This window comes from Neoaquamicrobium microcysteis, assembly GCF_008180155.1.
GTDB lineage: Bacteria > Pseudomonadota > Alphaproteobacteria > Rhizobiales > Rhizobiaceae > Aerobium > Aerobium microcysteis.
Genome location: NZ_VSZS01000061.1, coordinates 92,411 through 104,820, shown reverse-complemented (window position 1 = coordinate 104,820; position 12,410 = coordinate 92,411). Strand labels below are relative to the sequence as shown.

The window sequence follows — 12,410 nt, the reverse complement described above, 5'->3', positions numbered from 1 at the left end:
ACAATGGAAGTCATTCTTCTCGAAAGAATCGCGCGCCTCGGCCAGATGGGCGAGACCGTCAAGGTGAAGGACGGGTTCGCCCGCAACTACCTGCTGCCCAAGGGCAAGGCCCTGCGTGCCAACGAAAACAACAAGAAGAAGTTCGAAGGCCAGCGCGCCCAGCTCGAGGCCCGCAACCTCGAGCGCAAGTCGGAAGCCCAGCAGATCGCAGACAAGCTAGACGGCAAGACCTTCGTGGCCGTGCGCTCGGCCGGCGAGACCGGGCAGCTTTACGGTTCTGTGTCGACCCGCGACATCGCCGACCTGCTGACCGCGGAAGGCTTCTCGGTCCATCGCAACCAGATCGAGCTGAACCAGCCGATCAAGACCATCGGCCTGACCAACGTTGCAATCGCGCTGCATCCGGAAGTCGAGGTCACGATCACGCTGAACATCGCGCGCTCCGCCGACGAGGCAGAGCGCCAGGCAGCCGGCGAGAAGCTCGACTCCGCGGAGGCGATCTACGGCGACGACATCAACGAGAACGCCCGCCCCGACGCCTTCTTCGATCCTAACGAAGACGGTTTCGACGAGGAAGAAGAAGCCTGATCCCATCGTTCGCGAACGATTTTTGCGACGCCCGGCCGGAAACGGCCGGGCGTTTTGCTTGCTGGACCAGAAAACCGGGGGTTGCAGGAACTTTTTCGCTGGCTGCCCCTGTGATACATTGACCTCATTCTTGCGCGGGGTGGTGACTTGCGTGGGTGAATGCGATGAACAGGCTGCTTCAGGGCATTGTTGAACGGCTGGTCCGGTCGGGAAACCTGACCGTGACCGATCCGGACGGCACCGTCGACACCTTCGGCGACGGCAGCGGCCCGCCCGTTCATGTCCTGCTGAAAACCCATCATGCCGAACGAGCCATCGCGTTCGATCCGATGCTGGCGATGCCGGAAGCCTACATGAATGGTGAGATCGACTTCCGCGAAGGCGATGTGCTCGAGCTCTTGCGGATCGTCTACCAGAACATGGGGCCGAACGGCTTCGAGGCCGCATGGACAAAGGCGCTCGAAAGCGTGCGCGTCGCCTTCCGCCGGCTCCAGCAGGTCAACACCGCCGCGCGTGCCAGGCGCAACGTCGCCCACCACTACGACCTGTCTCGCGAGTTCTACCGTCTCTTCCTCGACGACGACCTGCAATATTCCTGCGCCTATTTCGAGCGCCCCGACATGACCCTGGAAGAGGCGCAGTTGGCCAAGAAGCGCCACCTCGCTGCCAAGCTGCGGCTGCAGCCCGGCCAGCAGGTGCTGGATATCGGATCGGGATGGGGCGGGCTCGGCCTGTATCTGGCCGGCACCTTCGATGTCGACGTGCTGGGCGTCACGCTTTCGACGGAGCAGCATGCGGTTGCGACCGACAGGGCACACGACGAAGGCCTCCAAAGCCGCGTGCATTTCGAAATCCGCGACTACCGCGACCTACAGGAGCGTTTCGATCGCATCGTTTCGGTCGGCATGTTCGAGCATGTCGGCGTCAACCACTATCGCGCCTTTTTCGACCGGGTCGCAGCCCTGCTGAAGCCCGACGGCGTGATGGTGCTGCATTCGATCGGCAGGTCAGGGCCGCCGACCGCAACCAACGCCTTTATCCGCAAGCACATATTCCCCGGCGGCTATATTCCAGCACTCTCGGAGGTGCTGCCGCATATCGAGAAGGCGGGGCTGGTCGTGACCGACGTCGAGGTACTGCGACTGCACTACGCCGAAACGCTGAAGCACTGGCGCGAGCGCTTCGCGGCACACCGCGACAGGGTGGTCGAGATCTATGGAGAGCGTTTCGCGAGGATGTGGGAGTTCTACCTCGCAGGCTCCGAAGCCGCCTTTCGCTGGCAGGATTTGATGGTTTTCCAGCTTCAGATCGCGCTGCGCAATGACGCTGTGCCGATCACGCGCGACTACATCGGCAAGTGTGAGAAGGCGCTGGCGATGCGGGAGATGGGCCATAAGGCCGCTGCTTCCGGCAATGTGCGCAAACGCGCCAAAAAGGTGTCGGACCGCCACTGACGCATTCGGGCCTGCGGGCTTGCCATCGCCGCCGGGAGCGGGAACAAGGAACGGGTTCTGCGACCAGAGGCCCGAATGACATTTCCCATCTTCCTTGCCGCCGCGCTATTCGAGATCGCCGGATGTTTCGCTTTCTGGGCATGGTGGCGGCTAGACAAGTCGGCCCTGTGGCTGGTTCCGGGCGTGATATGCTTGGCTGCGTTCGCGTGGCTGCTCACCTTCGCCGAGACAAGTGCGGCCGGCCGCGCATATGCGACCTATGGCGGCATATATATCTGCGCCTCGCTTTTCTGGCTCTGGCTGGCCGAAGGGCTTCGGCCCGACCGTTTCGACATCGTCGGCGCAGCCATATGCCTCGTCGGTGCGAGCATCATCCTGCTTGCACCGCGGGCGGCATGACGCTAGAGTTTTCCTGTTTTGTTCTTGTTTTCCGAGTCGATGGTGGCGGCTCGCGATTCGCGTCAACAGCGATCTTCGCCCGATCTGCAAACAGCTATCCACAGGCTGTGAATCATGGTGTTTGACATGCAAGCCGCTTTGAACCGCCTACCCTTCGGACTAGGACGTTACGGGGTTCGGCCGCAGGGGGCTTTGGTTCACTGGTACCGGCAAGACAGATGATACGGAGCCGGCATGGCTGAAGCAGTCCGCAAGCTCGCGGCGGCGGAGACACCGCTCTATCGCGAAGCGCCCAACAACATTGAGGCTGAGCAGGCGCTGCTGGGCGCGGTGCTCGTCAATAATGACGCGTTCTACCGCGTGTCGGACTTTCTCAAACCGATCCACTTCTACGAGCCGCTGCACCGCAAGATCTACGAGGTGTCGGGCGAGTTGATCCGGATGGGCAAGATGGCCAATCCGGTCACCATCAAGACCTTCCTGCCGGCCGACGAGAAGATCGGCGAGATGACCGTCTCGCACTATCTGGCGCGTCTGGCCGCGGAGGCCGTGACCGTCATCAACGCGGCGGATTATGGCCGCGCCATCTACGACCTCGCCACCCGCCGCGCGCTCATCACCGTCGGCGAGGACATGGTCAACATCGCCTACGATGCGCCAGTCGATATGTCCCCGTCGGAGCAGATCGAGGATGCCGAGCGCCGGCTGTTCGAGCTGGCCGAGACCGGCCGCTACGACGGCGGCTTCGAGAGCTTCAACGATGCGGTCAAGACCGCAGTGGACATGGCCAACGCGGCCTATATGCGTGACGGCCACCTCTCGGGCATTTCCACCGGCTTTCGCGACGTGGACCGCAAGCTGGGCGGTCTTCAGCCGTCGGATCTCATCATTCTTGCCGGTCGCCCCGCCATGGGCAAGACGTCGCTTGCCACCAACATCGCCTTCAACGTAGCCAGCTCCTATGTGCCCGCGCAGCAGGCCGACGGCTCCTTCAAGGCGGAGAATGGCGGCGTCGTGGGCTTCTTCTCACTCGAAATGTCGTCGGAGCAGCTGGCCACGCGTATCATCTCCGAACAGACGGAAATCTCCTCGTCGAAGATCAGGCGCGGCGAGATAACCGAGGCCGATTTCGAGAAGCTCGTCGGCTGCTCGCAGATGATGCAGAAGACCCCGCTGTTCATCGACCAGACCGGCGGCATCTCCATCGCCCAGCTTGCGGCACGTGCACGGCGCCTCAAGCGTCAGCGCGGGCTCGACGTCATCGTCATCGACTACGTGCAGCTGATGCAGGGGTCGAGCGCCAAGTCGTCCCAGAACCGCGTGCAGGAGATCACCGAGATCACCACCGGCCTCAAGGCGCTGGCGAAGGAGCTTCAGGTTCCGATCATCGCGCTTTCGCAGCTGTCGCGACAGGTGGAAAGCCGCGAGGACAAGCGCCCCCAGCTGGCCGACCTTCGCGAATCGGGCTCCATCGAGCAGGACGCCGACGTCGTGCTCTTCGTCTATCGCGACGAATACTACATGCAGAACAAGGAGCCCGAGCAGGGTACGCCCGAGTATGAGGCGTGGCGGGAAAAGTTCGAGCGCGTGAGGGGCAAGGCCGAACTCATCATCGCAAAGCAGCGTCACGGCCCCACGGGCACCGTCGAGCTTGCCTTCGAGGGCCAGTTCACCCGCTTCTCCGACCTCGCCGAAGAGGATCGACTGCCCGAACGGTTCGAGTAGTCTTGTCCGGCTGGCTTCCCTTTGCGCCTGACGCGTCACATGCCGGCGCGGACCCGCGGCTTGCGGGCGCGCGGCTGACGATCGACCTGTCGGCGCTGGCAGAAAACTATCGCCTGCTGGTGCGGCAGGCAGCGCCCGCAAAGGTGGCAGGCGTGGTCAAGGCCGACGCCTACGGGCTCGGCATCGAGCCCGTCGCCCGCGCGCTGTGGCGTGCCGGCTGCCGCACCTTCTTCGTCGCCCTGCCGGAGGAAGGCATCGCTTTGCGCGCCGTGCTGCGCGATGCCGAAATCTTCGTGCTGAACGGACTTTTCGGGCCGGAGGCTGCGCCCGCCTACGCCGCGCATCGGCTGATGCCTGTGCTGGGCTCGCAATCCGATCTGTCTTGCTGGGAGGCGTTCGGATGGGACGGCGACCGCCCGCGTCCCTGCGCGATCCATGTCGACACCGGCATGAACAGGCTGGGGCTGACGGCTGACGAAGCCTTCGCCTTCGCCGAGGAGAACGCGCTCACCGGCGCACTCTCGCCGCGTCTGCTGATGAGCCACATGGCGTGCGCCGACGATCCACGCCATCCGCTGAACCGGCAACAACTCGAGTCATTCCAGGCCGTTAAGCGCGCTTTTGGCCAAACAGATTCAAGCCTTTCAAATTCCGCTGCAACGTTTCTGGGCCCGGCCTTCGCGTTCGATATGGTGCGCCCGGGCATTGCGCTCTACGGCGGGGCGCCGGTCAATGGACGGGAGAACCCGATGCTGCCCGTCGTCACCGCCGAGGCGCGCATCGTGCAGGTTCGGCATGCTAGACCGGGCGAGACGGTCAGCTACGGCGCGCACGCGAAGCTCGACCGCGACACCGTCATCGCCATCGCTTCGGCAGGTTATGCTGACGGCTACCATCGGGCCGGTTCGCAAGCGGGCGTGCCGCTGCGAGGTGTTGTCAAGCAAAGCGCCTGTGGGGTCACCCATGGTCGCCGCGTGCCCGTGCTTGGGCGCATCACGATGGATCTCACGATGTTCGACGTAACCGACCTTGGAACTGCCGTTGCCCCCGGCGACTGGATAGAGCTGTTCGGCACCAACATCGCCATAGACGACGCGGCCGCAGCCGCCGGCACCATCTCATACGAGTTGCTGACCTCGCTGGGGCGGCGATATCACCGAACCTATGTGGGTGGGGAGTAGGCGATGCCGTATCTGCTAGAAATCACCAGCGTCTCGACCAATGGCTAAACCCCGCGTCCAGTTCATCTGCCAGAATTGCGGCACGGCGCATACGCGGTGGGCTGGCAAGTGCGATTCGTGCGGTGAGTGGAACACGCTGGTCGAAGAAGGCACCGGCGGCGGCATCGGCAGCGGGCCGGCCGCCATGCGAAGCGCGCGCAAGGGTCGTCCCGTCACGCTGACCACCCTGTCAGGCGAGATCGAGGAAGCTCCACGTATCGTCTCCGGTATCGGCGAGCTGGACCGCGCGACCGGCGGCGGCTTTGTGCGTGGTTCCGCCCTGCTCATCGGCGGAGACCCGGGCATCGGCAAGTCGACGCTGCTTACCCAGGCGGCCGCCGCGCTCGCCATGCGCGGACATCGCGTCGTCTACGTGTCGGGTGAGGAGGCCGTCGCGCAGATACGCCTGCGTGCCCAGCGCCTCAATGCCGCTGAAACGCCGGTTGAGCTCGCCGCCGAGACGAACGTGGAGGACATCCTCGCCACCATCGCGGAAGGGAAACGTCCTGACCTCGTCATCCTCGATTCGATCCAGACGCTGTGGACGGACATGGCCGATTCGGCCCCGGGCACAGTGACGCAGGTGCGCGCCTCGGCACAGGCGATGATCCGCTATGCAAAGTCGACCGGCGCGGCGATCGTGCTTGTCGGCCACGTCACCAAGGAAGGGCAGATCGCCGGGCCTCGCGTCGTGGAGCACATGGTGGACGGCGTTCTCTATTTCGAGGGCGAAGGTGGGCACCACTACCGCATCCTGCGCACGGTCAAGAACCGTTTCGGCCCGACGGACGAAATCGGCGTGTTCGAAATGTCGGACCGAGGCCTGCGCGAGGTTGCCAATCCGTCCGAGCTTTTCCTTGGAGAACGCAGCACGAAAGCCCCCGGCGCGGCCGTTTTCGCCGGGATGGAGGGCACGAGGCCGGTTCTTGTGGAGATACAGGCGCTGGTCGCCCCCTCACCGCTCGGCACGCCGCGCCGCGCGGTCGTGGGCTGGGACTCCGCAAGGCTCTCAATGATCCTTGCCGTGCTGGAGGCGCATTGCGGCGTGCGGTTCGCCCAGCACGACGTCTACCTGAACGTGGCGGGCGGCTATCGCATCTCGGAACCGGCTGCCGATCTGGCGGTCGCGGCCGCCCTCGTTTCGTCGCTTACCGGACTTGCCCTTCCGGCCGATTGCGTCTATTTCGGCGAAATCAGTCTTTCGGGGGCGATAAGGCCCGTCGCACATGCCCAGCAGCGGCTGAAAGAGGCGGAAAAGCTGGGTTTCGCGCAAGCCGCAATGCCGGCATCGGGCGAGGACCAGAATGGCGGGAACGGCCGACGGGCGTTTCAGCCGGCTACGCTCTCCGACCTGGTGGTGCGCATCGCGGGGTCGAAGCGTCGCGAGGCCGAAGACTGAGGGGACGAATGAGGCGCGCGGCATGCCGCCGCCCTACCGGAGTGGAGCCTGAATGCCCATTACCCTGCTGGACGGAATTCTCGTCGGCTTCACACTTGTATCGGCGATGCTGGCCATGGTGCGCGGTTTCTCGCGCGAAATCCTGTCGATCGCGTCGTGGGCGGCGGCAGCGGTGGCGGCATATTTCTTCTACCCCGCTGTAGTTCCCTACATCGCACCCTATATAGACCATGCGCAATTGCAGATCGCGGCGGCGGCAGGCATCGTGTTCTTCATCGCGCTGATCGTGGTGACGGTCATCACGATGAAGATCGCGGACTTCATCATCGACAGCCGCGTAGGCGCGCTCGACCGTACGCTGGGCTTTCTCTACGGGGCTGCGCGCGGCGTACTGGTGGTCGCCGTGGGCCTGCTGTTTTTCTCTTGGTTGGTGGGCTCTAACCCGCCTGCCTGGATCGCGGAGGCGAAGTCACTGCCGCTTCTGGAAGGCATCGGCAACTGGCTCGAGGGCATCCTGCCGGACGATCCGGAGAACTCGATCCTGAACCGTATTTCCCCCGGAGCGGAAGCACCGGGTACCGAGCAGCCGGACAACTGACCCATCGCCCCCGGGGCGCAAACGGAAACCGAAAACAAAATCGAGAGGCGGTGCCCTATGGCAGACGCAGACGATACCCCGTTTTCATCAGGCGCTGACGACCGCTTTCACGACGAATGCGGCGTCTTCGGCATTTTTGGCCGGCAGGACGCAGCCGCTATCGTGACGCTAGGTCTGCATGCGCTTCAGCATCGCGGGCAGGAAGCTGCGGGCATCGTCTCCTATGACGGCTCACAGTTCCACGTCGAGCGCCATGTAGGCCTCATCGGCGACACCTTCACCAAGCAGTCGGTCATCGACCGGCTTTCGGGCACGCGGGCAATCGGCCATACCCGCTATGCCACCACCGGCGGCGCCGGCCTGCGCAATGTGCAGCCGCTGTTTGCCGAGCTTGCAGATGGCGGCATCGCGGTCGCGCACAACGGCAATCTCACCAATGCCATGACGGTGCAGCGTACGCTGCAGAAGCTCGGCGCGATCTTCACCTCCACGTCGGACACCGAGACGATCCTGCATCTCGTCGCCACGTCGAAGGAGAAGGACATCAACTCACGCTTCACCGAAGCGGTGCGACAGCTCGAGGGCGCGTTCTCGCTCGTTGCATTGACGGCCAAGAAGATGATCGGCTGCCGCGACCCGCTGGGCATCCGTCCGCTGGTGCTGGGCGACCTTGACGGAGCGTGGATCCTCGCTTCCGAAACCTGCGCGCTCGACATCATCGGCGCGCGCTTCGTGCGCGATCTCAAGCCCGGCGAGATGGTCGTGGTAACGACCAAGGGTATCGAGAGCTTCTTCCCGTTCGAGCCGCAGAAGTCGCGCTTCTGCATCTTCGAGTATGTCTACTTCGCCCGTCCCGATTCGTCCGTCGAAGGGCTCAACGTCTATGACGTGCGCAAGCGCATCGGCGCGGAGCTCGCCATCGAAAATCCGGTCGATGCCGACATCGTCGTGCCGGTTCCCGATTCGGGCACGCCGGCCGCCATCGGCTTCGCGCAGCAGGCAAACCTGCCGTTCGAGCTGGGCATCATCCGCAACCACTATGTCGGGCGCACCTTCATCCAGCCGGGCGATTCGATCCGCCACATGGGCGTGAAATTGAAGCACAACGCCAACCGCAAGATGATCGAAGGCAAGCGAGTGGTGCTGGTGGACGACTCCATCGTGCGCGGCACGACCAGCCAGAAGATCGTGCAGATGGTGCGCGATGCGGGCGCGAAGGAAGTGCACATGCGCATCGCTTCGCCGCCTACCCGCGCCTCATGCTTCTATGGCGTCGACACCCCCGAGAAGTCGAAGCTGCTGGCTTCGCGCATGTCGATCGCCGAGATGGCCGACTTCATCCGCGTTGATTCACTGGGCTTCCTGTCGATCGAGGGTCTCTACCGCGCCGTGGGCGAAACCGGCCGCAACAGCGACCAGCCTCAATTCTGCGATGCGTGCTTCACCGGCGAGTACCCCACCCGCCTGCTGGATTTCGAAGGCGCGGACAATGTGCGCACGCTTTCGCTGCTGGCCAGCGGTACGTAGGCAGCGACCGGAAGGAACTTCATGACTGCTCATCTCAATCTCACCGGCCGCGTGGCCGTAGTCACCGGCGCGTCGCGCGGCATCGGCTACTTCCTGGCCAGGGAACTGGCCGCGGCTGGCGCGCATGTTGTGGCGGTGGCGCGCACCATCGGCGGGCTTGAGGAACTGGACGACGAGATCAAGGCCGAGAAGGCGCTGACGGGCAAGGGCGAGGCCACGCTGGTGCCGCTCGATCTCAATGACGGTCCCGGCGTCGACCGCCTTGGCGGCGCAATCCACGAGCGCTGGGGCAAGCTCGATATCCTCGTCGCCAATGCCGGCATCCTCGGCGTCATCGCACCGATCGGCCATGTCGAGGCGAAGGTGTTCGACAGGGTCATCGCCACCAACGTGACGGCCACCTGGCGACTGATCCGCTCGGTCGATCCGCTGCTGAGGCTTTCGGATGCCGGACGCGCCATTGTGCTGTCGTCGGGGGCCGCCCATTCGGCGCGCGCCTTCTGGGGCCCATATGCCGCTTCCAAGGCTGCGGTGGAGGCGATGGCGCGTTCCTGGGCGGACGAGACGAAGAACCTTCCGCTGCGCATCAACAGCGTCAACCCGGGCGCGACGCGCACCGCCATGCGCGCGCTGGCGATGCCCGGCGAAGACCCGCAGACCCTGCCTCATCCGTCCGAGATCGCAAAGAAGATCGCTCCGCTGGCGAGCCCGACGCTTACGGAAACTGGCATGATCTTCGATGCGGCGAGTGAGCGCTTCATCAGCTATCGGATGCCCGAATAGGCCCATACGCCGGCGCGCGGCATTGCCATACTATCGACCGGATCGAAGCGGCATGCTACAAGCGTGCGCATCGATTTTCGGCGCTTCGCGCCAGCAGGATGAAACCATGAGAAAGAAGCTTCTCCCTCTTCTTGCCGCCGGCGCGATGCTGGTCGCTTCGGCCGCGCATGCCGACGTCTTCAGCTCGCAGGGCTTCAGCGGCGAGACGACTACGCTTAACAACCTGCCCGGCGTCAATCTCGACGTCGCGCCCGGTTTCGGCAACACCGCCGGAAACTGCGAAGAGGCCGACGTCCCCTCCTACACCACACGTGGCGGCCACACGATGCGGGGAACCACCTGCAGCTTCGGCAACTTTTCCATCACAACCACCGGCTCCAACGCCCGCAGCCACTACGACACGACCTATGGCGGCAACCCGCCGCCGTGGATGCAGGGCTGGCGTCCGTAAGGCCGGTCCCGACGGCCTATAGTAGTTTCCAGCCTTTCGGAACGGTCATGCCGGATCGATTTTGGATGCGCCGACGGACAGTTCCGGCTTCGTATTTATCGTCTGAAACACGACGCAATAGCGTTCCGTCAGCTTGAGCAACGTATCGATACGCTCCTGCGGCTCGTCCGTTTCCAGGTCGAAGTTCAGGCGGATCGCCCGGAACCCCACCGGCGCCTCCTTGGACACACCGAGCGTTCCTCGAAAATCAAGATCGCCTTCGGCAGCGATCGTCGCACCTGCGAGACGGAATTCGAGTGCGGTCGCGACCGCCTTGAGCGTCACTCCCGCGCAGGCGACCAGCGCTTCGAGAAGCATATCGCCCGAGCAAAGCTCCAATCCGGAGCCTCCTGTTGCGGGATGCAGCCCCGCAATGGCCAGCGCCCTGCCCGTCTCGACCTTGCAAGCCACGGACTGATCGTCGATGGAGCCCTTCGCCCGTAGGGTGACAACCGCCTTTTCAGGAGCCTCCCGATAGGCGTCCTTGAGGGGCGCCTGAGTGGCTTCAGTTCTGCTGCATCCATCGCACGCTCCTCCATTGGCCATCGAGCGTAGCAGGTCCAGAATCCGAAGGGTAGTTGAGCACTCTTGCCGCCGACTGAACCGACAATTGACGCGCCCACGCAATCCGCTACCTTTGCATCTTGGCGGCCGGCAAAAGTCGAAATCGAACTGTTTGCAATGAGGATCACATGATACTGGCTGGATTGATCGTCGCCGGTATTGCAACGTTGTGGCTCGCGGCTGCGGCATGGCTGGTGTTCGACCAGAAGATTTCGTTCCGGCAGGCGATCCTGCATGCGCCGCTTGCGCTTGTCTGGCGTATCGACGGGCGCTCTTTGCGCAACGTCAGGAACACCACCTCGGTCATCTACGTCGTCTCGCACCAGTCGCGCCTCGACCCGGCGCTGATGCTTGCGCTTCTGCCGGAAGACACGCTGCACATCCTCGACGAGCGATCCGCAAAGGCAGGCTGGCTTGAGCCATGGCGCTCGCTGGCCCGCACGATCGCCTTCAATCCCGAGCACGTGTTCGTCAGCCGCAGGCTCGTGCGCGTCCTGCGCGGAGGCGGCAAGCTCTGCGTGTACATGCCGCCGGATGTGGAGCCAGACACGCGCGAGTTCCGGCTTTACCGTGCGGTAGCGCGGATCGCGCTTCGTGCCGAAGCGAAGGTGGTGCCCATCCACGTCGCCGGTTCGCGCAACCTGCCGTTTTCGCTGCTGCCCAAAGAGGCTGCACCGCGACGCCTGTTTCCGGCGCTGACGGTTCATGCGCTGCCGCCCGCAACGATCAGCGAACTGGTAACGCGCTACCAGCCCGAGCCCGGCACGTCTTCGGGCGCGCTTTATGGAAGGGTTACGGAGGTTCGGAACGCCGAACTGGAGAAAAAGGCTGCCTGAACCCTACTGCTCAGGCGCCTCCTCGGCAGTCGCCGCCTGCTCGCGCGTCTCGCGCTTTGCATAGGCGCGAGCGCTGAACGGGAGAAAGGCGAGGTAGCCGATCGCGGTGGCAGCCATCGTATGCCAAGTGTAGCTGAACAGCAGCGCGACGTAGAAAACGACGCCAAGCATCACCGGCATCACGATATCGCGGCGGACCTTCATGCCGCTGCTCTTGCCCGAATAGACCGGCAGCCTGCTGACCATCAGGAGCGCTACGAGAACGGCAAAGCCGCTCGCCACGAAGGCGGTGGTGGCAACCAGAGGCACGCCCAAGAAGCCCAGATAGATCGGCAGCAGTACCAGCAGTGCGCCAGCCGGCGCGGGCACGCCGACGAAATAGTCGCTCTTCCAGGCCGGCCTGCTGGGGTCTTCAAGCATCACGTTGAAGCGCGCGAGGCGCAGGCAGCAGGCGATGGCAAACAGGAGCGCGGCGATCCACCCGAACGCCCCTGCCCTGTCGAGCAGGTAGGCATAGAGCACGAGTGCGGGCGCGACGCCGAAATTGACGATGTCGGCCAGGGAATCCATCTGCGCGCCGAACTTCGAGGTCGCCTTGAGCATCCGGGCGATACGGCCGTCAACGGCATCCAGCAGTGCGGCGATCAGCACCATGGCGACCGCCAGCTCATAGCGGCCTTCGAATGCCAACCTGATGCCCGAAAGGCCGGCACACACCGCAAGCACCGTAATCAGGTTGGGCAGAAGCAGCCGAAAAGGTATCTCGCGCAGGCGCTGCCCGCGGCGTGGTCCATGGGGCTCGAAGGGTGGGAACGGCGCCATCTGCC

The 12,410-nt window shown here is 64.0% G+C and carries 13 protein-coding genes; 11 read left to right on the top strand and 2 right to left on the bottom strand.

Going from position 1 to position 12,410, the window contains the following annotated elements; genetic code table 11:
• Positions 1-3 precede the first annotated feature (3 nt).
• From rplI to FY036_RS09865, 10 genes are all read left to right on the top strand, one after another.
• Positions 4-588, top strand: coding sequence for a 50S ribosomal protein L9 (rplI, locus tag FY036_RS09910; protein WP_148914570.1), 585 nt, complete (start codon positions 4-6; stop codon positions 586-588).
• Between the two features lie 164 nt (positions 589-752).
• Positions 753-2,042: an SAM-dependent methyltransferase gene (locus FY036_RS09905; RefSeq protein WP_148914569.1), complete on the top strand. Its 1,290-nt coding sequence runs from the start codon at positions 753-755 to the stop codon at positions 2,040-2,042.
• A gap of 75 nt (positions 2,043-2,117) precedes the next feature.
• Positions 2,118-2,441, top strand: a complete 324-nt coding sequence (locus FY036_RS09900; RefSeq protein WP_148914568.1) for a YnfA family protein — start codon at positions 2,118-2,120, stop codon at positions 2,439-2,441.
• A 234-nt stretch (positions 2,442-2,675) separates the two neighbouring features.
• On the top strand, positions 2,676-4,166 hold the full coding sequence (locus FY036_RS09895) for a replicative DNA helicase (protein WP_148914567.1): 1,491 nt from the start codon (positions 2,676-2,678) through the stop codon (positions 4,164-4,166).
• A gap of 2 nt (positions 4,167-4,168) precedes the next feature.
• Positions 4,169-5,347, top strand: coding sequence for an alanine racemase (gene alr / locus FY036_RS09890; RefSeq protein ID WP_148914566.1), 1,179 nt, complete (start codon positions 4,169-4,171; stop codon positions 5,345-5,347).
• A 40-nt stretch (positions 5,348-5,387) separates the two neighbouring features.
• On the top strand, positions 5,388-6,785 hold the full coding sequence (gene radA, locus FY036_RS09885) for a DNA repair protein RadA (protein ID WP_148914565.1): 1,398 nt from the start codon (positions 5,388-5,390) through the stop codon (positions 6,783-6,785).
• 52 nt (positions 6,786-6,837) lie between these two features.
• Positions 6,838-7,383: a CvpA family protein gene (locus tag FY036_RS09880; RefSeq protein WP_148914564.1), complete on the top strand. Its 546-nt coding sequence runs from the start codon at positions 6,838-6,840 to the stop codon at positions 7,381-7,383.
• Positions 7,384-7,440: 57 nt separating this feature from the next.
• A complete protein-coding gene (gene purF / locus FY036_RS09875) occupies positions 7,441-8,910 on the top strand; it encodes an amidophosphoribosyltransferase (RefSeq protein WP_148914563.1) in 1,470 nt (489 codons plus the stop codon).
• A gap of 21 nt (positions 8,911-8,931) precedes the next feature.
• On the top strand, positions 8,932-9,693 hold the full coding sequence (locus tag FY036_RS09870; RefSeq protein WP_148914562.1) for an SDR family NAD(P)-dependent oxidoreductase: 762 nt from the start codon (positions 8,932-8,934) through the stop codon (positions 9,691-9,693).
• A gap of 106 nt (positions 9,694-9,799) precedes the next feature.
• Positions 9,800-10,144: a hypothetical protein gene (locus FY036_RS09865; RefSeq protein WP_148914561.1), complete on the top strand. Its 345-nt coding sequence runs from the start codon at positions 9,800-9,802 to the stop codon at positions 10,142-10,144.
• Positions 10,145-10,189: 45 nt separating this feature from the next.
• Here FY036_RS09865 and FY036_RS09860 read toward each other — a convergent pair whose 3' ends face one another.
• Positions 10,190-10,729 carry an OsmC family protein gene (locus tag FY036_RS09860; protein WP_148914700.1) on the bottom strand — a complete coding sequence of 180 codons (540 nt, stop codon included), beginning with the start codon at positions 10,727-10,729 and terminating at the stop codon, positions 10,190-10,192.
• A gap of 146 nt (positions 10,730-10,875) precedes the next feature.
• Here FY036_RS09860 and FY036_RS09855 point away from each other — a divergent pair, with 146 nt between their 5' ends.
• Positions 10,876-11,583, top strand: coding sequence for a 1-acyl-sn-glycerol-3-phosphate acyltransferase (locus tag FY036_RS09855; RefSeq protein WP_148914560.1), 708 nt, complete (start codon positions 10,876-10,878; stop codon positions 11,581-11,583).
• Between the two features lie 3 nt (positions 11,584-11,586).
• On the opposite strand, the gene FY036_RS09850 is transcribed toward FY036_RS09855, so the two are convergent.
• Positions 11,587-12,405, bottom strand: a complete 819-nt coding sequence (locus tag FY036_RS09850; protein ID WP_148914559.1) for a CDP-alcohol phosphatidyltransferase family protein — start codon at positions 12,403-12,405, stop codon at positions 11,587-11,589.
• Positions 12,406-12,410 lie beyond the last annotated feature (5 nt).

Excerpts from the sequence above, each read along its gene's own strand:
- rplI (WP_148914570.1), top strand. The coding sequence starts at position 4 with ATGGAAGTCATTCTTCTCGAAAGAATCGCGCGCCTCGGCCAGATGGGC.
- FY036_RS09905 (WP_148914569.1), top strand. The coding sequence starts at position 753 with ATGAACAGGCTGCTTCAGGGCATTGTTGAACGGCTGGTCCGGTCGGGA.
- FY036_RS09900 (WP_148914568.1), top strand. The coding sequence starts at position 2,118 with ATGACATTTCCCATCTTCCTTGCCGCCGCGCTATTCGAGATCGCCGGA.
- FY036_RS09895 (WP_148914567.1), top strand. The coding sequence starts at position 2,676 with ATGGCTGAAGCAGTCCGCAAGCTCGCGGCGGCGGAGACACCGCTCTAT.
- radA (WP_148914565.1), top strand. The coding sequence starts at position 5,388 with ATGGCTAAACCCCGCGTCCAGTTCATCTGCCAGAATTGCGGCACGGCG.
- FY036_RS09880 (WP_148914564.1), top strand. The coding sequence starts at position 6,838 with ATGCCCATTACCCTGCTGGACGGAATTCTCGTCGGCTTCACACTTGTA.
- purF (WP_148914563.1), top strand. The coding sequence starts at position 7,441 with ATGGCAGACGCAGACGATACCCCGTTTTCATCAGGCGCTGACGACCGC.
- FY036_RS09870 (WP_148914562.1), top strand. The coding sequence starts at position 8,932 with ATGACTGCTCATCTCAATCTCACCGGCCGCGTGGCCGTAGTCACCGGC.
- FY036_RS09865 (WP_148914561.1), top strand. The coding sequence starts at position 9,800 with ATGAGAAAGAAGCTTCTCCCTCTTCTTGCCGCCGGCGCGATGCTGGTC.
- FY036_RS09860 (WP_148914700.1), bottom strand. The coding sequence starts at position 10,729 with ATGGCCAATGGAGGAGCGTGCGATGGATGCAGCAGAACTGAAGCCACT.
- FY036_RS09855 (WP_148914560.1), top strand. The coding sequence starts at position 10,876 with ATGATACTGGCTGGATTGATCGTCGCCGGTATTGCAACGTTGTGGCTC.
- FY036_RS09850 (WP_148914559.1), bottom strand. The coding sequence starts at position 12,405 with ATGGCGCCGTTCCCACCCTTCGAGCCCCATGGACCACGCCGCGGGCAG.